The sequence below is a fragment of the Bradyrhizobium sp. WSM3983 genome (assembly GCF_000473045.1).
Lineage (GTDB): Bacteria > Pseudomonadota > Alphaproteobacteria > Rhizobiales > Xanthobacteraceae > Bradyrhizobium.
Map to the genome: position 1 here is coordinate 1 of NZ_AXAY01000007.1, position 18,387 is coordinate 18,387.

An 18,387-nucleotide genomic window follows, 5' to 3' on the forward strand; every position below is an offset into this window, starting at 1 on the left:
CAACCCTGTGCATCGCAGCCTATGGCTTTCTGATCGCCGAGCAGGCGACGATTCCCCCCTCAGGACCACGTTCCGCCCCGTCAGTCCCGGTACCTCGCTTACCCGACGATTATCGACCGAGAGGCTCCGCCCACGCGGCCTGAACGCCACGTCCCGAACTCGATCGCAACCATGCGCGCCCGATTGATCCGCATGCTCATTAAAACCTTGCCGCGATGTCCATGCTGTGGCATCGGCGCAGCATCCAATGGACGACGACGCCCATGACGCAGTAAGATTAGCCGAAGGCGTAATCCACCAACTTCGTTCTGCATGTGCGGATGCGTGGTGGATTACGCTAGCGGACTGCGCTTCGCGCAGCCGCGAGCTAATCCACCCTACGAACTACGAAACCTTACAAATAAAAACGCCGCCCGGAATTGGGCGGCGTTTCATTCCAAAACGTGCAGAGGGTGTTGGCGACTACCCTACACGAAATCCCGCAAATTTCAAGACCGGTAGCCTGGGAGTTCGCGATCGAGCTTGCGCAGCAGCGGCGGCCACACCAGGTTCGTTGCACGCAGCTCGGCGCGGTCGCGGTTGGCGAGCAGCTCGGTGTTCTTCTCGATCGCGATGTCCTCGACCGGATAGACCGGCGTGCCCAGCGCGCGGGTGCGCACCTGTATCGAACAGGCGCGCTCGAGGTGGTACATGCGCTCGAAGGCGGAAGCGACCGAGCGGCCGACAGTCAGCGTGCCGTGGTTGCGCAGCAGCATGTGGTTGTGGTCGCCGAGGTCCTTCTGCAGCCGCGGCCGCTCGTCGTGATCGAGCGCGATGCCTTCATAGTCGTGATAGGCGAGGTCGTGGGTGACGAGCTGCGCGGTCTGGTTCAGCGGCAGCAGGCCTTCGGCACTGCTCGACACCGCGGTGCCGTCCAGCGTGTGGAGATGCAGCACGCAGATCGCGTCCTCACGCACCTCGTGGATCGCCGAATGGATGGTGAAGCCGGCCGGGTTGATGCTGTACTCGCTCTCGCTGAGCTGGTTGCCGTGCAAATCGACCTTGACCAGGCTCGAGGCCGTGATCTCGTCGAACATCAGCCCGTAGGGGTTGATCAGGAAGTGATGGTCGGGGCCCGGCACGCGCGCGGAGATGTGGGTGTCGACCAGATCGTCCCAGCCATACAGCGAGACGAGACGATAGCAGGCGGCGAGATTGACCCGCTGCTGCCACTCCGCCTCCGTCATGTTCGACGGCACTTCCTTCAGGCGCGCTTCCGCTGGTGACATGGCAAATCTCTCCGAACTTCGTTGTTGCGGGGAGGGAGCCTAGTCTTGGGTGAGGCCGGCAGCAAGGCGCATGAAGCGCGGCAGTTCAGCGTAGCCCGCATGGAGCGAAGCGCAATGCGGGGCTCCCGGATTGCGCTGCGCGTAATCCGGGCTACAGGCTGGAGAAGAATTTTACGGCGCCGGGATCGACAGCAGGCTGGAAATGCTGCGGCCGCGGATGTCGTAGACGCGAGCGAACACCACGTCGTCGCGCTTGATCTCGACCAGCACGGGCGCGGTGAGGCCCTTGCAGTAGAATTCGCCGAGCGTCATGGCGAAATCGGCCGCATTGGAATCCCAGCCGATGGTGAAGTCGGGGCCGAGCGCCACCTGAGCCGGGCGCTGCGGACCGCACACCGCGACCTTCCATTTGCGATTGCGCGGCGGCACTTCCTGGCGCTCCACCAGCTGCTCGCGCAGCTCGTCGGAGGCCTGCTTCAGCGCGAGGCCCCAATAGTCCAGCATGAAGCGGTCGTCGGCGGCGCGCACCGTGCCGGCGATATGGTTGAAGTGAGTGTATTGATAGGGATGCAGCCGGATCATCTCGGCAAGCGGCAGCGCCAGGCCGAAGCAGAAGACGGCGAGCATGGCCGGCTGCCAGGCGCGGTGGTTGGCGCGCAGGCGTTCCATGGTCCAGGCGAAGGCGACGCCGCCGAGCACCGCCATCGGCGGGATCACGAAGACGAAATGGCGGATGCCGTTGTAGAGCGCCGGACGCTTCACCATCGCGATCGCGAGCGGCAGGGTGGCCGCGAGCGTCAGCATCAGCAGGATGGTCTTGCGGCGCGCCGGAACCTCGCGACGCGGCAGCATGGCGAAGGTGCTGAACACCGCGCCGGCCATCAGAACCAGCATCACTTCGGGCAGCTGCAGCGCGAACAGCGTCGGCAGATACGACCAGGGCATGTCGGGCACGGATACGATCGCGCCGTCGAACATCTCCTTCCAGGGCTTCTCGAAGAAGTGCGAGAAATAGGTCAGGGCCTCGAAGGGATTGCCGGGCTCCATGATCGACCACGGCCAGATCAGGCCCATCACGAGATAGCCGAAGGCGAGGCCGGGCAGCAGCACGTAGACGACATGGGCGAAACGGCGGACCGCCTCGCGCGCGCCCTCGGTGCGCAGCTCTTCCAGGAACAGCGGCATGAAGCCGGTCATCGCATAGACCAGCGCGAGCCCGCCCAGGATGCGGCAGCCGATCGAGAGGCCAGCACCGAGGCCGACGATCAGGATCGTGCGCGGCGAGGGTTTTGGATATTCCTCGGCAAGTCGCACCAGGCCCAGCATCAGGATGATCATCGCCACTGCGAAGGGCGCATCCTTCGGGTTCATGAACATGTGGCCGTAGAAAATCGGGCAGAGCGCCAGCAGCAGGAGCGCGGCAAGGCCTGCAAGCGGTCCGCCGACGCGGCGGCCGAGCCGCCACGTGACTGCAAGCCCGATCACGCCGACGATCGCGCCGACCAGGCGTCGCGTCTCGAACAGCTCGAGCGGGAGGATCTTGTGCAGCAGGGCTGCGACCATGTCGAAGCCGCCGCCATACATATAGAGATTGGCGAAGGAGAGCGCCGAGGTGTCCCTGAAGCCGGAACCGAACATGCGCAGCAGCAGGTCGGCATATTCGGCATGGGTGTAGTCGTCCCAGCCGAGCCCGTAGTCGCGGAAGGTCAGGCCTGCGATGACGGCGACGGCAGCCAGCACCAGCATGGCGAGGTCGTCGCAAGTCCGTTCAACCGAGCGCCCGAGAGGCGTGTCGATCGCCGAAGTCGTGATGGATGTCATGGCTATTGGTGACCCGGAATCCCCTCTTGGCCCTGCTGGTGCGCGCGGGCCTGCTCCCCGGGTTCCCTATAGCGCAGTTCCATTACCAAGTAATTGGGCATTATGGCTAAATCCCTGATGCGACGCAGCAATTCCAGAAAGTTGGGAGCACATTGAGAGGTAGCGGATCGTTGCTGAAGGGAATGTGAATAAGTCCCTGATATCCTTCCCTTTAGGAACGGCGCCGGCAATTGGTCGTTGGCGAGGAACGCAGTATGACGGTATCGTGGCGTAACGGGTGTCGTGCGTGGATGCGCGGCCGGGGGTATGTTCGATGAGCTTGGCTTTGTTGATTGTAGGGATTTTCGCCGTGGTGGCGGGCCTCCTTGCGGTCGCGTTTGGCTATTCGATCAGGGATTTCAGCCTCGGCAGCACGCTCATAACGAGCGGAACGATTGGCGTCTGCTCCGGAATGTTACTGGTCGGCCTCTACGTCGTGCTGCTGGAGTTGCAAGGCATCGCCCGCCGTCTGGCCGCAACTGCCGCGGCCTCGGAGGTTCGCGTGAGGCCGGTGCTGCCGCCGGGCCTCGCCGCGCCAAATGGACCAAGTGCGCCTGTGGCAGAGCCCCCGCCAACGCTCGCTGCGCCGCCATGGCAGACTGAAGCGCCTGTACGCGAGCGCCCGCGGGCCGAGACAGCGGTCGAGCCGGAAGCGCCGCCGCCCCCGCCCGCAGCTCCGGAAGCACCGCGTCGGCGCAACCTGATGTTCGCGTCGAGCTCGCGCAGGGAGCGCGAGCGCGCCGAGGCAAAGGCGACCGACAGCCTGCCGCCGCTACCACATGCCGAGCCCGCGGAGCCGGCCGCGCCTGAGGCTCCGCCCGCGAGCTTCGACGATGCCTGGCCGAAGCTGGACCGCGCGCGGCCGCCGGAGCCGTCCGCGGCGCGTCGTCCGCCTCCGCCGCGCCCGGCATCGACCTTCGAGCCTGCGACACCTTCTGCTCCACCTCCGCCTGCACCCGAGCCGCCGCCGGCCGAACAGTCGCCGGTGACAGTGCTCAAATCCGGCGTTGTCGACGGCATGGCCTACTCGCTCTATTCCGACGGCTCGATCGAGGCGCAGATGCCGGAGGGCATGATGCGCTTCGCTTCGATCGACGAGCTGCGCGCCCATCTCGACCAGCGGTCCTGAGACCCGCTGCGTTCAAGTAAAGTCTCGCAATTGTTGTCGCGAGATCAGTAATCGGTTCATATTTTCCAGTCGTCGAATTTCGGCCAAACGTATTGTTGACAGAGAATACTTCACCGCCGCCAATGCAGCGCGACGGAATCGGATTGGAGAGAGGTCGAGCCCATGTCGGATGCCGGGGCTAAAAATTTCATCGAGCTGACGGCGAGCATTGTGTCGGCCTATCTCAGCAACAACCCGACGCCGGCCGCGGAGATTCCGAACCTGATCAGCCAGGTGCATGGCGCCTTGACGCGGGTATCGTCGGGCCGCGTCGAAGCGCCGCTCGAACCGGCAAAGCCTGCGGTCTCACTGAAGAAGTCGATCGCGCCGGACTATCTGGTGTGCCTGGAAGACGGCAAGCGCTTCAAATCGCTGAAGCGCCATCTGCGCACCCAGTACAACATGACGCCCGAGCAATACCGCGAGAAATGGAGCCTGCCGGCCGACTATCCCATGGTCGCGCCGAACTACGCGGTGGCGCGCTCGCAGCTCGCGAAGAAGATGGGCTTGGGACAGCAGCAGCGGAAGCGGAAATAGGGCCGCGCCCCGGATTTCGTAGGTGGGCAAAGCGCGGAGCGCCGTGCCCACCAACTTTCTTCGATCGCACCTAGAATGGTGGGCACGCTCCGCTTTGCCCACCCTACGGCAGTTCGTATTTCACGAAGCTTCCGCGAGCGCCTCTTTCGCGTCGGTCTTGATCCGCTCGACCATCGAACGCAGGCCGTTGGAGCGCTGCGGCGTCAGATGGTCGCGGAAGCCGAACTCGTTGAACACGGCAATCGCATCGGTCTCGAGGATCTCCTGCGGCGTGCGGCCGGAATAGAGCGCGAGCACGATCGCGACCAGCCCGCGCACGATATGCGCGTCGCTGTCGCCGCGATACTTCAGGATCGGCGCGCCATCGCCGCGATCGACCAGCTTCTGGAGCCAGACCTGGCTGACGCAGCCATTCACTTTGTTCTCGGCCGAATGTTCCGCCTCGGGCATCGGTTCCAGGGTGCGGCCGAGCTCGATGACGTACCGGTAGCGGTCGTCCCAGTCTTCGAGCAGCTCGAAATTGTCCCTGATCTCGTCGATCGCAGTCATTGATGGCCCGTCGGTTTCCGTTCAGCCCAATATAGGGACGGGGGCTGCCGAAATCGATAGGATCTGGGGCCTAATTCGCCGTCTCCGGTCCGCGCCATTCCAGCGCGAGATCGTCCTGGGTCAGCGTGTCGCGCGGCGCTTCGGTCGCGGCGGCATCGCCTTCACCGGCGACCGCGATCGAGCCGGTGTGGTCGGGCGCCTTCTTGTTCTCGATCTTCTCGTTCTTCTCGAGCTGCTCTTTCTTGTCGTTGATGATCTGGTAGATCTTCTTCGCGCCGTCCTGCGCCCGCTGGCCGATGATGGTGGCGGCCTGTCCGCCGACCTCGCAGGCCGCGGGCTGGCGTTTGCAGAACTGGGTCATGTCGGAGACGGCCGCGGTCGCAGCCTGCACCGCGTCGGCAGCGCCGATCTGCGGCAGCTTGTCCGATTCGGGCGTCTTGTCCCGCGGCAGGAGCACCAGCACCAGCCCGAGCCAGAATGTGATGCGGAGCAGAAAGCGCATCTTGCGAACCTGTACGTTAGATCCCGTCGCGGCGATTCCCGCAGAACGCGTCGGACCTAGCAACTCTCGATAAATCGCAAGTGATTGCCTTCCGCTTAATTCGCAGAAAATTGACGCAAAAACCTTCGCGATTGGAAGTCTCGTAAATTTTCGATTGACGCCGGCGCCCGTGGTGGTGTTCCGGCCCCACGCGTCCACCAATTCGAAACCATGAGCGGGACGGCGAAACCCTGTGTTCACCATCCCTGATGATGACATCGCCAAATCGTCTAAAAATCTCCGCGATAACGCGGCGTCCGGCGGCGGGCCGATCCGCCTTAGCACTCGTTTAAGGTCGCTCTGACACGTTGGCTCAACGACAAGGAGGCGTTCCGGCACGTCTTCCAAGACGAATGAGCCGAAGCGCGAGACCCGTGACAGTTTTGAGTATCATCCGCGATTGTCTCGATGCGCTGCTGCATCCCTCGGCGCGTTACGATGCGCTGACGCGTGCGCGCCATCGGGCCTTCATGGCGCCGCGGCTTCTCGGAAGCCTGGCCGCCTTTGCCGCATTTCCCGTTTATCTCGTCCTGCGTGGCGCGCCAAGCGCGATCGAGGTCGCTGCCTTCGCCTGGCTGATCGCGCCGATCCTGTTGTCGTGGTTCCTCTCGCGCACCGGCCGCTATGAAGGCGCCCATGTGCTGTCGTCGCTGGCGCTCGCCGGGCTGATCATGGCGATTGCGGCCACGACCGGCGGCATCGAATCATTTGCGGCGATCTGGCTGGTCGTGGTTCCTCTCGAAGCCGCGCTGTCGGCCTCGCGCCGCGTCGCGGCCTTTGCCTCGCTGCTCGCGCTGTCCTGCGCGGGACTGTTGATCCTGCTCAGCCAGCTTGGCTGGTTGCCGGCCGGAGACCTCAGCGCCGCAGAACGCGGTGCGATGATGGCATTCGGCGTCGCGTCGGCAACGCTCTACGCTGCGGGCCTCGCCTTCGGCGCCGAGTCGCTCGCGCGCACCAGCGTCACGCTGCTGTCGCGCGAGGAGGAGCGCTATCGCCTCTTGGCGCGCAACATGAGCGACGTGATCTCGCGGCATCAGCGCAACGGCGCGGTGCAGTTCATCTCACAGGCCGCGGAGGCCATGCTCGGCATGCCGGTCGCGCAACTGCTTGGCCATGGCTTGTTCGATCGCGTTCATGTCGCCGATCGTCCTGCCTATCTCACCGCGCTCTCCGATGCCGCGCGCGGCGATGTGTGCAGCGTCGAATTCCGGCTGCGGCGCGAGCCCACCGGTTCCGAGCGCGCCCAGGGCAACCCTCAGGTCGACTTCATCTGGGTCGAGATGCGCTGCCGGCCGCTCGATCAGGATCTGGGCCGTGATCTCACGCGAGAGGCTGAAGTCGTCGCCATGATGCGCGACGTCACCGATCGCAAGCTGTCGGAGCAGGCGCTCGATCAGGCCCGCAGCGCGGCGGAAGCCGCCGATGCCGCCAAGACGCGTTTCCTCGCCACCATGAGCCACGAGCTGCGCACGCCACTCAACGCCATCATCGGCTTCTCCGAGATGATCGCGCAGGAGCAGACCCTGATGCTGGCAGCTAGCCAGCGCAAGGAATATGCCGAGCTGATCAACGCGTCCGGCCAGCATCTGCTCTCGGTCGTCAACGGCATCCTCGACATGTCGAAGATGGAATCGGGCAATTTCGAGATTGCGCCGGAGCCGTTCGCGCCGCGCGCCTCGCTGATGCATTGCTGCAATCTGCTGTCGTTGAAGGCACGCGAGAACGGCATCGACCTCATCACCGATGCGCCCCAGGATCTGCCGGTCATGACCGGCGATCCGCGCGCCTTCAAGCAGATCGTGCTTAATCTCGTCGCCAACGCCGTCAAGTTCACCGAGCGCGGCGGCCAGGTCACGGTGTCTGCGGCGGCATCGGCCTCGCAGCTCACGCTGCGCATCAGCGACACCGGCGTCGGCATCGCGCCTGATGATCTCAAGCGCATTGGCGCGCCGTTCTTCCAGTGCGGCAAGACCTATGAGCGCCGTCACGAAGGCACCGGCCTCGGCCTTTCGATCGTGAAGAGCCTGGTGGCGTTGCATCTCGGTGAATTGACGGTACAAAGCAAGCTCGGCGAGGGCACCGCCGTCACCGTCAAGCTGCCGCTCGTCTACACGCCGCCGCAAGCGAAGCCGGCGGAGAGCAAGATCGCGACGTTGGCGCCGGTGCAGCGCCAAGAACTTCAAGACCGGCCCCAAGACCGACCTCAGGACCAACCTGCTCTGGTGAAGAAAAGTGCCTAGAAAGTCTGCAAAGAACGATGCCGCTCCGCGCCGCCGTGGCGCCAAGGCTGCGGTCGTGGATGTCGAGACCGAGCGCAATCTCGTGATGCGCGTGCTCTTGCATAGTCCCAAGGACACGCTGGCAGGCCTCGTCGCCGCCGCGGCCATCAGCGCCATCGTTGCGAACGCGCTGTTCCTGCAGACCGGCCGGCACCCGGCGCCGATGTTCGGCACCGTGATCAACCTTCCCGCGCCGTCGTCCGCGTCGTTGTCGAATCCCATGCCGCGTCCGCGTCCCGTCGGTGCCGACACGTCGCCGCTCGAGCCGAAAGCAACCGAGTTTCGCGTCGAGCCGAAGCCGGCCGAGAAGGCGCCGGAGAAGCCCGCCGAGACGACGGCCTCGACGCCGCGCGCCGGCGATCCCATGACCAATCTGGTCATCAAGGCCACGACACCCACGCCGTCACCGTCTGCGGTGGCTGTCGCGCGGCCGCCGGCGCCGATCCCGATGCAGCAAAGCCCGGCGGCACGCCGCCTCGCCGGTGTGCAGCGTGCATTGTCCGAATACGGCTATGGGAATTTGAAGATCACGGGCACGATGAGCGGCGAGACCCAGTCGGCGATCCAGACGTTCGAACGCCAGCACAAGATGCCCGTCACCGGCCAGGTGTCGGACCGCCTGCTGCGCGAGCTTGCCGGCGCGATCGGACACCCCGTCGAATAACCGTCAGGCGTGCAGGCATCCATAATCCCGATCGTCCTTGCGGCCTTTGCGCGGTGGGCGCGATTACAATTGACCGCAGGTTATTTTGTAGCTACAAAATAATCTTGTGAAGATCGTTTGGGACGAGCCAAAGCGCCGAGCCAATCTCGACAAGCACGGGATGGATTTCGCTGATCTCAACGAGACCTTCTTCGATAACGCTTTGGTCTTGGCCACGTATCGCAACCGCTGGCGTGCGATAGGTATCGATATTCGTGGTGTCGTCTCGGTCATCTTTGCAACTCGCGGAACCGGGGCGTCAGCATTATCAACATGCGCCCGGCCAGCAAGAAGGAAAGGGACCTCTATGAAAAGAGCCGACGCTAAGAAGGGCTACACTGCGCGGGATATGCGTGCGGTGAGCGACAATCCGGAATGGACTAAGGGTGACTTCGCCAGGGCCAAGACTTTCGATGAGGTCTTCCCGGGCTTGCGGAAGGGTCGCGGTCCCAATAAAGCCCCCACAAAGCGACAGGTGACCTTGCGCCTGAGCCCCTCCGTGGTGGACTATTTCAAGGCTGCGGGCCCAGGTTGGCAGAGCCGGATTGACGAAGCGCTCGTCAAGGTGGTGAAGCGCAAGCGCAGCTCCGCCGCAGGCTAATTCATGCGTTTGAAATCGAATATCTGGGTCTCAGCCTACTTGCGCCGGTGCCAGACCGAGGGCGTGTTCGGCGCCGTGCGCCGTCGCGGTGCCGAGGAGGCGGGCGCGGTGTTCGTCAAAGTGTCGCTGCTCGACGGCAACGCGATGCTCTACGTGCCGGCGCCGCAGACCTCTTACGACGACGGTCGCCCGGTCGATCGCTTCTTCGTGCCGGCGGCAGCGCAGCCGATGCCGGAGCCTGCGGTGGAAGAGCGCCTGACCAAGGAAATCCGGTTCGACCCGGACGCCTGGATCGTGGAGACCGAGGACCGCGCGGGGCGGCATTTCCTGGAGCTGGCGAAGACGTAACTACCGATCCGACGACCCGCCGCTGCCGGTGCGCACGGCCGGGCTCGATCCGGGCTGCACGTTCGGCCGCGACACGCTAGACGCGCCGCGTGCGCGCTGGCGGTCGCTGTCATGCAGTGACGGCTGATACTTCGCGCGCGTCACGGCGAGCGTCGAGCCGCGCCAGGCGGCGAGCATCACCAGCGCGGAGCGGTCGCTGAGACGGTCATAGAGCCGCGACAACCGGTAGACCGCATCCACCGAATTGCCGATCTCCGGCTTGAAGAACAAGAGGATGCGCTGGAAGTTCGGGCTCGGCATGTCCAGCGCGCGGGCGGCGATCGCGAGCGCTTCGCCGCCGGCATCGTCGACGATCTCCGCTGCGACGCGCGAGGGCAGGATCAGGCTGTCGCCGAGCTCGAAGGTGAAGTTCTCGACGTCGCCCGCGATCGCCGCCATCTCCAGGATCTGGATCGCGCGCTTGGCGCGCACGGTCGGAGTCCGCGGCGCGGCCTTCAGCGGCGTCTGCGCCAGATTGTGCAGGATCAGCACGCGCTGGCTCGCATCGGCGCCGAAGAACATGTCGTGGATCTCGGCCGCTTCCTTCGGCTGCATCGCCATGTTGGCGGCCATGCGCTGCTCGGCATCGGTCGGCGTGCGGGCAGGCGAGGGGGCGATTGCTGCGCGCGGGATTTCGCGCGCGAGCGGCACCCTGCGGCCTTCCTGCGCGGCAACCAGCCCGAGCTTCTGCAGCACCGGAACGGGCGTTTGCGGATAGATCGCGAGCCGCGACTTGACGGCGGCGCGCGTGGCGTCGTCGACCTGGTCGATCAGCCGCGTGGCGAGCTCGATGAATTGCCGTTGCTCGTCCTCGCTGTGGGTGGGCGCCTGGACATACAGATCGGTCAGCACCCGCAGCAGCGTCGGACGAACATCGACGCCCTCGCGGCGGGAGAGTGTCATCAGCCCGTCGAATCCGGGAAACAGCGATTTGGTCATGGAGGCGTACGCAACTCGGAAAAACTGTTGTCTCAGCCTATCAGGGGGTCCTTTAAAGGCTCGTTAAGGAAAACGAGGTGTGAAGCAGACCCGCTCATTTCAGCCGTTCCCGTGCCGCAACGGAACGACTTGGGCCGGCCCGTGCGGTTACGGTCCAAAGGCCATGTTTACATCCCATTAACCATAAACTGATCCTAATGACTCGCATGTTGCTGGGGCGCGTTCGGTCGCGCGGCAATTGAGAGAGCTGACTATGGGGACCATCATTGAATTTCCGGCCGGTCGCCGGGTGGGCTCGTCGGGGGACGTCACACCGCGCGCGGACATGGGGACGATTCTGATCCTTCCCGTCATCCGCATCGAGCGCGAAGCGGACGAAACCAGCGGCGATCGGGGGCCGGAAGCGGGCACAGCGCCGGGGCGCCGTCGTCGTCGCCGCTAGGTTCCGGCTTTTGCAATGCCGGACTCCATCCGCCAGATCCGTACAATCGTATCGGCCATCCTGCTCGCAGCTGTAGGCGCGTCGCTCGCCGCCTGCAGCGGCGGTGATTTCGGCCGCACCCGTGCCGACATGCGCAGCGACGACATGCATCGCTGGCTCGGCACTGAAGCCACCGGCAGCCTCGGCCTGAAGCCGTCGCAATTCCAGCTCACCGACGAAGAGCGTCAGCTTCGCGATCTCGCCTATCCCATGATCGAGCCGCCGCTGTCGCGGCCGGCCTGGAAGAGTGTGTTCGGCGACTACAAGGCGTTGCCGTCGCCATGGCGGCAGAAGATCGTGTTCGACCGCACGATGTATGGCCGCACGCTGATCGACGAGCCGCATCGCTCGCATTCCTCGCGCTATGCGCAGCTGATCGAGGACGTGCGCAACGACATCACCCGCTTCGAGCCGTTCTTCGGAAGCGCGATCCGCGTCATCGATCTCGACAAGAAGCGCGAGGCCAGCATGGCGCGCGTCTCCGCGCTCTCGCCGGCGGAGAGGACCGATGCGGTCGAACGCATGCGGGAGAACTCGCTGATCATCCAGTGGGTGCAGCTGTCCCTTGAGCAGCGCGTCTCATCCTATCGCTGGGCGCTGGAGCGGCTGGTGATCCAGGCGCCCGACGGCATGGCCGCCGACGCCGACCGCCTGATCGGCGAGCTCGCCGCCCAGACCACCAATCCGCCGGTTGCCTCGCAGCCGGCCTACGGCCGCGCGGTCGTCTCGAAGGGCTAGGGTTTCCGCGAGCGAGGAGGCCGCGGCCCGGTCCGCTCGGGCTTGCGACGCTGCTTCCGGAGTTTTCCGACAAAATCCTTCAACGCGTCCGCCAGCGGCGCTGACGCGCGATAGGCGAGCCTGACCTCGCGCGCGCTTGCGAGAGATGCGGCAACGGGCAGGCATACGGTAGCTCCGGCAGCGCGTTTGCAGAACGTCATCCGTCTTAGTCCATGTCAGCACGGCTGGTGCCTGTAGCGTGGAATGTCGTTCCGCAAGGCGTGGTTTCCACGAAGGCCTCGTAGAACGGTTCGCGCGGGTTCTTGTCGATCTCCGATTGCTGCATCCGGTAGACCATGCGCACGTAACTTATTCTTTGCCCGAGCAGCATGTTCAGGAACGAGTCCGTCGGCTGGAACGCCGGAATCGAACAGCAGTCGGGGTGCTTCTCAAGATATTTTGCCGGCGTGTCCGATGGCGCGTAGTCGCCAATTTTCCCGGCCTGATGCGCAATCGCTCGCTCGAACAGTTCGCGATTTGACACGTAGCGCAGTTGTACGAAGCAAAAACCAGTCAAGCTCGGCAAGAGCAAGACAAAACCCGTGACGAGCGTGAAACCAATAACTCTCGAGCTAGCCAAAGCCGTCCCGCCACGCGTTGAATTGTCACCAATCCCGTCTTACCGCGTTGCGGTCGGCGGTAAAGGCAAAGTCACGCTCTGGTTGCATTTGGCGTTAATTCAAGCTTATCGAAGCCGACGGGAGGAAACGCACTCTGCGTTCTTCGCAGCCGCATGCTGCTCCGCTTTGTCGAGGCAGGTCAGGAGATTGTCGAGGTTTTGCGTGCACTGTAAGACTACGTCGTAGTGCATGGAGTTCTTCCCTGACATTTCAACCGTCGCGGCGCAGGCGGGAAAAGCGGAAATTGCAGTGGCTCGCGCCGCCGGCCAGCGTTTGCGTCCGTTCCAGATGGATGCCGCGCGCCGCGTAGGCGTCGAAATCGAGCCCGCAAATGTTCGGCAAAATCTCCTTGTCGCCATGGCGGCCTGCGAATTTGCAGAAGCCGCATGCCTTGTAGTTGATGCCGAATTCAAAGCTGTCACCCGGGCCCGGCTCCACGAAATCGTAGACGAAATCCTCCGGAAATTCTGCCTGATGGCTTTCTGTCGCGCTTGTTGCAGCCTGCTCGCGCAGCAAGGTCTGGTTCTCCGGCGACATGAATTGATCTCCCGCGGCGAGACGTTCCGCCTCGGGCGCGGTGAGCAATTGCGCCTTGTAGGTCTCCCGCTCGATGTCGCGGATGTCAGGCAGCGGCACGCCATGTCGCTGGAGCACACGGCTGGTTGCCATGAAGCCGGTGAGACGTATGAAGACATCGCTCATGCGGCTCGCGGCGCCGCCGACATAAGGCATCTGGGTGAGCACGATGGCGAATTCATCCATCACCTCCCGCCTGATCTCGGCGATGTCGGTGAGATGCGCGCGCTCGCGCAACATCGCCTCGGCAAGGTCAAGTCGATGGCGCATTGCCGCCTCCATGGCACCGCGATGCTGCTCGTAAAAGGGATGGACGGTCTCAGTCATTGCACCCTCGTATCGTTGGCTTGTTGGAAAGTCGGCAGAGGCTTCATTCTGCGGCAATCGCCTCGATCTCCAGCAGCCATTTGCTGTCGACGGTCTCGGCGATCATGACCGTCAGCGCGGGCTGATGGTCCCCGAGCGTCCTGCGACGAATGGCGCGGTTGGCCACGACTTGATGGCGGTCAGTCAGGAACGTGGTGACCTTGACCAGGTGCGCGACGCCAAGACCGGCGGCGGCGAGCACCTCCATGACGTTGCGCCAGGCCTGCTCGCATTGCGCCTCAAACCCTTCGGGCACGCTGCCGTCGGACGCCTCAGGCACCTGGCCGCTGATGAACAGCAGCCGGCGATGCTGCGTCACTTCGAGTCCCAGGCTGTAACCGCCGGCGGGAGGGTGGACCGTTGCGGGATTGTGGCTGACTATGTGAGCTGCGGGCATGACGTGTCTCCGGATTGCGGGCCGACCGTATCCGGCGACATCGACGCAGCGCAAAGCATTGTTGCTGCGGTTCAGCGCAAGAAAATCTATTGCAAGACCACGGCCCATCAGTGTCAAACTGAAGCGCGATGACCCACGCCCTTCCGCCACTCAACGCGCTCCGCGCTTTCGAGGCCGCCGCGCGGCATCTCAGCTTCAAGCTGGCCGCGCACGAGTTGCACGTGACGCCCGCGGCGGTAGGGCAGCAGGTGAAAGCGCTGGAGGCGCGCCTCGGCGTGCAGCTGTTCGAGCGGCTGCACAAGCAGCTCATCCTGACCGCGGCAGGCCAAGCCTATCTGCCCGGGGTGTCCGAAGGCTTTCGCCACATTGCGGATGCGACCTCGCAATTGAAGCCGGCAGGTGCGGTGCTGCTGCAATTGGGCGTGCATGCCAGCTTCGATTTACGTCGCCTCGATCTGTCGGCGTTTCGCAGCACACATGCGGAAATCGGTTTGCGCGTGCTGCAGCCCGCCGGCTTGCACGAATTGGTCGAAGGCAAGGTCGACCTGCTGATCGCCCGGGGCCTCGGCCATCATCCCGGCTATCGCTGCGACCGGGTTGGTGAGGCATCCGGTCTGGGCGACTGGCTGATCGCGCCCGAGGGCACCGCGGATTGTCCTGAGATCGTCAGCTTTCGCGCGTGGTTGCGGGCCGTGGCGGGCGAGACCCCGCGCGCGAACCGCCGTCCGCGACTGGTCGGTGGCGTCGGAAGTTGAGGCGAGCTGTGGGGCCCGTTCCGGCACCCGCGCCCGAAAAACCGGTGCCTGCCGCAGCCGCTAACCCTCTTGAGCATATTCCGACACCGCACGATTGGTGCTAAGGGTAGGATTATCCCATTTCTTCAAGTCATTTTACCCAAAGGTCCTTCGAGATGAGCTTAGACGCCGCGAGTCCGTTTAAGAGCCGTCTGGACGTCACCCTGCCGCGAAAACTGCTGGTCCTCGCCGTTCTGCTGGGATCGACCGGCTCGGCCGCCGCGCTGACCAAGGAGGCGGCGATCGAGAACTGCCGGATGACCGTCGGCAAGCCGATCGTGCAGGCCTGCATGCATGCGGGCGGCGGACAAAAGGGCGGCGCCAATCTGGAAGCGTGCCGCGCCACGGCCTCTCCCAAGGTCAAGGCCTGCGTGATGGCGGCGCTCAACGCCGCCAACGGCCGCGCCAATGTCGCGGTCGAGCTTCCGAAGGAAGCGGCGCCCAAGCTCAGTCCCGGCACCGCCCTGCCAAAGGACTTCGTCGCGCCGCCTCGCAACATTTCCGACATCACGGCGATTCTCGACGGCGAGAAGCCCGATGAGAAGATGATCGCAGAACTGAAGTCGGATGCCGATGCGGTGCCAACGGGCAAGGAGTCCCGCGAAGATCTCGCGCAGTTCTACTTCGATCGCGCCAACGCGCGCGCCCAGCTCGGCCGGCTCGCGGACGCCACCGCGGATGCCAACAAGGCTGTTGAGACCGGACGCGGGGCCGTCAGCCCCAACATGATGGGCCGGCTGGCGCAACTTCAGGCGATGCAATATTCCGTTGCCGGCGATCCCAAGCGCGCACTCGAGATCATGCAAAGGCTGTTGCGGGAATCTGTCGGCACGCCCGGCGCCAAGGGATATCAATTCAATGCCAATCGTTCGGTGGCGGCGCTTCTCATCCAGATGGGCGATATCCCGCAGGCCGAGGCCTATCTGCGTCGCAGCCTGACCGCGATCCAGGAAGCGCGCACCAGCGGACTTCCGGGGTGGCGCACCTCCTATGCCCGGTTCGGTCAGAGCTGGGAGGCCGAGATCGAGATTTCGCGCGGCCAGATTTTCGAGGCCAGGGGCCAGTTCGCTGAAGCCGAGGCCGCCTATCGCACGGCCGAAGCGCGCAAGCGCGCCGGCAACAAGGGGGTTCTGGAGTCGGACAATCCGCCCGCCGAGACCGTTCTGCTTCAGGCGGTCGACACCACCATCTTGAATCAGGCGCGCATGAAAGCGCGACAGGGCAGGCTCGCCGAAGCCGAGGTCGATGCGCGCCGGGCACTGTTGTCGCGCCTGAAGGACACCGGCAAGTACAATCCGGTGACGCCGCGCTTCGTGATGGGATTGGCCGGAATCCTGGTCGACCAGGGCCGTTACGGCGAAGCCGAGCAGCTCGGCCGCGTCTCGCTCGACATCAACAAGGCGGTGGGCGTGCCGGACGACTCGCAGTCGACCGTGCAGCTGCTCTCGCAGCTCGCCGGTATCCTGAATCTGCAGCGCAAGAATGCCGAAGCCAACGACATGTTTGCGCGGATCGACAAGGCGGTCGCCAATTGGGATCCGCAGCGCCGTCAGGTCATCGAGCTCAATCCAGCCCGCATCATCGCGCTCTACAATTCCGGCCAGCTTGACACCGGCATCGCCGCCGCCGAGCAGCTGGTCAAGAAGCAGATCGGGCGGGTTGGCGAGAACCATTTCGATGCGGCGTCGGCGCGCGGCACCCTGGCGATCGGATTGATGCGCGCGAAGCGCGACGCCGACGCGATCCGGGAGTTCAAGGCCGCCATTCCGATCATGATGGCGAATGCAAATGAGAACGCCGACGACGAGAACACGACCGTCGTGGCCGCGCGCAGCCAGCGGCTCCAGACCATCGTCGAGAGCTACCTCCTGCTGCTCGCGCGGTCCGAAGGCACCGGTAGCGGCGTCGGCGAGGAGACGTTCAGCTTGGCCGATGCGATCCGCGGGCGCTCCGTGCAGCAGGCGCTGGCGGCCTCCAGTGCGCGTGCGGCGGCGAAGGATCCCGCGTTGGCCGAGCTCGTGCGCAAGGAGCAGGATCTCACCAAGCAGGTCAACGCCCAGCTCGGCACGCTCACCAACGTTCTCGCCATTCCCTCGGCGGAGCGCGACGAGAAGGGTGCGCAGCAGATCCAGGCCTCGATCGCTGCCTTGCGCAACGAACGAGACAAGGCGCGCCAGGAGATCAAGCAGAAGTTCCCGACGTATGCCGATCTCGTCTCGCCGAAGCCGCCGAGCGTTGCCGAGATCCGTGCGACGCTTGCCGACAACGAAGCCATGCTGTCGTTCTATTTCGGTCAGTACGGCAGCTTCGTCTGGGCCGTGCCGAAGTCGGGGCCGGTCGCGTTCGCCGCCGTCAAGGCCAAGATCGGCGATATCGAGACCAGGATTCACAAGCTGCGCGAGGCGCTCGAGCCGCAGGCGGCGATGATCTCGGACATTCCGCCGTTCGATCTGAAGCTCGGCTACGAGCTCTACGAGCTGTTGCTGAAGCCGGTCGAGAGTGGATGGAAGCCGGCCAAGAACCTGATCGTGGTGACCAACGGCGCGCTGGGCTTGTTGCCGCTGTCCCTGCTGCCGACCGCTCCGGCGGAGGTGGCGGCGGATGAGGATCCGCTGTTCGTCGGCTATCGCAAGGTGCCGTGGCTGGCCAGGACCCATGCCGTGTCGACGGTGCCGTCCGCGGCCGCGTTGCGCACGCTGCGGCAGCTGCCGCCGGGCAAGCCGGGCCGCGGCGACCTCGTGGCGTTCGGCGACCCCTATTTCAACAAGGATCAGCAAGCAGAGGCCGAAGCGAGCGACGGTAAGGTTCAGGTGGCCGACGTCGGCGGCAACGTGACCCGCGGCATGCCGCTGAAGCGCCGCAACAGCCCGAAGCTCGAAGGCGTCGACAGCGCCGAGCTCGGCCTGTTGCCGCGGCTTCCCGACACGGCCGATGAGCTCAAATCGATCGCGCTGGCCCTGCAGGCGGACCCCTCGAAGGTCCTGTTCCTCGGCAAGAGCGCGACCGAGAGCGCGGTCAAGACGATGAATCTGTCCGGTTTTCGCATCCTTGCTTTCGCCACCCACGGTCTGGTCCCGGGCGAGCTCAACGGACTGACCCAGCCCGCGCTCGCCCTGTCGTCGCCGGCGGTGACGGGCGAGGGCGGTGACGGTCTCCTGACCATGGAGGAGATTCTCAGCCTGAAGCTCGATGCCGATTGGGTCATTCTGTCGGCCTGTAACACCGGTGCGGGCGCCGGTGCTGGCGCCGAGGCGGCATCGGGCCTTGGCCGCGCGTTCTTCTACGCCGGAACGCGCGCCTTGCTGGTGACGAACTGGTCGGTGCATTCGCAATCGGCGCGGCAGCTGGTGACCGATCTGTTCAAGCGGCAGGCGGACGATCCAAAATTGTCGCGCAGCGAAGCGCTGCGCCAGGCCATGATGGCCCTGGTCGATGGTCCCGGCTATCTCGACGGCGAGGGCAAGACCGAGTTCGCCTATGCGCATCCGCTGTTCTGGGCGCCGTACACGATCATCGGCGACGGCGGGGTACGATGATTGACGTG

The 18,387-nt window shown here is 64.5% G+C and carries 18 protein-coding genes and 1 pseudogene; 11 read left to right on the top strand and 8 right to left on the bottom strand.

What is annotated here, in order from left to right; translation table 11 throughout:
• Nucleotides 1-143, top strand: a pseudogene (locus YUA_RS51615) (IS701 family transposase); the annotation flags it as partial.
• A 345-nt stretch (nt 144-488) separates the two neighbouring features.
• Here the strand turns inward: YUA_RS51615 and YUA_RS0112900 are convergent.
• Together YUA_RS0112900 and YUA_RS0112905 are read right to left on the bottom strand one after the other, a co-directional pair.
• Nucleotides 489-1,268 carry a class II aldolase/adducin family protein gene (locus tag YUA_RS0112900; RefSeq protein WP_027531071.1) on the bottom strand — a complete coding sequence of 260 codons (780 nt, stop codon included), beginning with the start codon at nt 1,266-1,268 and terminating at the stop codon, nt 489-491.
• Nucleotides 1,269-1,439: 171 nt separating this feature from the next.
• The gene (locus YUA_RS0112905) at nt 1,440-3,089 is read right to left on the bottom strand and encodes a glycosyltransferase family 39 protein (protein WP_027531072.1); all 1,650 of its coding nucleotides are present in this window, start codon (nt 3,087-3,089) and stop codon (nt 1,440-1,442) included.
• Between the two features lie 313 nt (nt 3,090-3,402).
• On the opposite strand from YUA_RS0112905, the gene YUA_RS0112915 reads away from it, so the two are divergent.
• Nucleotides 3,403-4,257: a hypothetical protein gene (locus YUA_RS0112915; RefSeq protein WP_027531073.1), complete on the top strand. Its 855-nt coding sequence runs from the start codon at nt 3,403-3,405 to the stop codon at nt 4,255-4,257.
• 162 nt (nt 4,258-4,419) lie between these two features.
• Nucleotides 4,420-4,833, top strand: coding sequence for a MucR family transcriptional regulator (locus YUA_RS0112920; protein ID WP_027531074.1), 414 nt, complete (start codon nt 4,420-4,422; stop codon nt 4,831-4,833).
• Nucleotides 4,834-4,953: 120 nt separating this feature from the next.
• Here the strand turns inward: YUA_RS0112920 and YUA_RS0112925 are convergent, their stop codons facing one another.
• Together YUA_RS0112925 and YUA_RS0112930 are read right to left on the bottom strand one after the other, a co-directional pair.
• Nucleotides 4,954-5,382, bottom strand: coding sequence for a SufE family protein (locus tag YUA_RS0112925; protein WP_027531075.1), 429 nt, complete (start codon nt 5,380-5,382; stop codon nt 4,954-4,956).
• A gap of 70 nt (nt 5,383-5,452) precedes the next feature.
• The gene (locus YUA_RS0112930; RefSeq protein WP_027531076.1) at nt 5,453-5,884 is read right to left on the bottom strand and encodes a DUF5330 domain-containing protein; all 432 of its coding nucleotides are present in this window, start codon (nt 5,882-5,884) and stop codon (nt 5,453-5,455) included.
• Nucleotides 5,885-6,276: 392 nt separating this feature from the next.
• On the opposite strand from YUA_RS0112930, the gene YUA_RS0112935 reads away from it, so the two are divergent.
• The 4 genes from YUA_RS0112935 (at nt 6,277) to YUA_RS0112950 (ending at nt 9,854) form a co-directional block, all read left to right on the top strand.
• A complete protein-coding gene (locus YUA_RS0112935) occupies nt 6,277-8,163 on the top strand; it encodes a PAS domain-containing sensor histidine kinase (RefSeq protein WP_084292482.1) in 1,887 nt (628 codons plus the stop codon).
• Nucleotides 8,156-8,866, top strand: a complete 711-nt coding sequence (locus YUA_RS0112940; protein WP_027531078.1) for a peptidoglycan-binding domain-containing protein — start codon at nt 8,156-8,158, stop codon at nt 8,864-8,866. The genes YUA_RS0112935 and YUA_RS0112940 overlap by 8 nt, the downstream gene beginning before the upstream one ends.
• A 106-nt stretch (nt 8,867-8,972) precedes the next feature.
• Nucleotides 8,973-9,506, top strand: coding sequence for a BrnA antitoxin family protein (locus tag YUA_RS52540; RefSeq protein ID WP_371259881.1), 534 nt, complete (start codon nt 8,973-8,975; stop codon nt 9,504-9,506).
• 3 nt (nt 9,507-9,509) lie between these two features.
• On the top strand, nt 9,510-9,854 hold the full coding sequence (locus tag YUA_RS0112950) for a DUF1491 family protein (RefSeq protein ID WP_027531080.1): 345 nt from the start codon (nt 9,510-9,512) through the stop codon (nt 9,852-9,854).
• Here YUA_RS0112950 and YUA_RS0112955 read toward each other — a convergent pair whose 3' ends face one another.
• Complete coding sequence (locus YUA_RS0112955) at nt 9,855-10,832, bottom strand: DUF2336 domain-containing protein (RefSeq protein ID WP_027531081.1); 978 nt, start codon at nt 10,830-10,832, stop codon at nt 9,855-9,857. It abuts the gene before it with no gap.
• A gap of 253 nt (nt 10,833-11,085) precedes the next feature.
• On the opposite strand from YUA_RS0112955, the gene YUA_RS0112960 reads away from it, so the two are divergent.
• Together YUA_RS0112960 and YUA_RS0112965 are read left to right on the top strand one after the other, a co-directional pair.
• Nucleotides 11,086-11,274 carry a hypothetical protein gene (locus tag YUA_RS0112960; RefSeq protein WP_027531082.1) on the top strand — a complete coding sequence of 63 codons (189 nt, stop codon included), beginning with the start codon at nt 11,086-11,088 and terminating at the stop codon, nt 11,272-11,274.
• A gap of 15 nt (nt 11,275-11,289) precedes the next feature.
• The gene (locus YUA_RS0112965) at nt 11,290-12,051 is read left to right on the top strand and encodes a hypothetical protein (protein WP_027531083.1); all 762 of its coding nucleotides are present in this window, start codon (nt 11,290-11,292) and stop codon (nt 12,049-12,051) included.
• A gap of 205 nt (nt 12,052-12,256) precedes the next feature.
• On the opposite strand, the gene YUA_RS0112970 is transcribed toward YUA_RS0112965, so the two are convergent.
• The 3 genes from YUA_RS0112970 to YUA_RS0112985 all read right to left on the bottom strand — a co-directional run bounded on the left by YUA_RS0112970 (nt 12,257) and on the right by YUA_RS0112985 (nt 14,049).
• Nucleotides 12,257-12,622: a hypothetical protein gene (locus YUA_RS0112970; protein WP_156947109.1), complete on the bottom strand. Its 366-nt coding sequence runs from the start codon at nt 12,620-12,622 to the stop codon at nt 12,257-12,259.
• Between the two features lie 298 nt (nt 12,623-12,920).
• A complete protein-coding gene (locus YUA_RS0112980; protein WP_027531085.1) occupies nt 12,921-13,613 on the bottom strand; it encodes an L-2-amino-thiazoline-4-carboxylic acid hydrolase in 693 nt (230 codons plus the stop codon).
• A gap of 43 nt (nt 13,614-13,656) precedes the next feature.
• Nucleotides 13,657-14,049 carry a RidA family protein gene (locus YUA_RS0112985; protein WP_027531086.1) on the bottom strand — a complete coding sequence of 131 codons (393 nt, stop codon included), beginning with the start codon at nt 14,047-14,049 and terminating at the stop codon, nt 13,657-13,659.
• 128 nt (nt 14,050-14,177) lie between these two features.
• Here YUA_RS0112985 and YUA_RS0112990 point away from each other — a divergent pair, with 128 nt between their 5' ends.
• Together YUA_RS0112990 and YUA_RS0112995 are read left to right on the top strand one after the other, a co-directional pair.
• A complete protein-coding gene (locus YUA_RS0112990; RefSeq protein WP_027531087.1) occupies nt 14,178-14,804 on the top strand; it encodes a LysR family transcriptional regulator in 627 nt (208 codons plus the stop codon).
• A gap of 155 nt (nt 14,805-14,959) precedes the next feature.
• A complete protein-coding gene (locus YUA_RS0112995) occupies nt 14,960-18,379 on the top strand; it encodes a CHAT domain-containing protein (RefSeq protein ID WP_027531088.1) in 3,420 nt (1,139 codons plus the stop codon).
• Nucleotides 18,380-18,387: the final 8 nt, after the last annotated feature.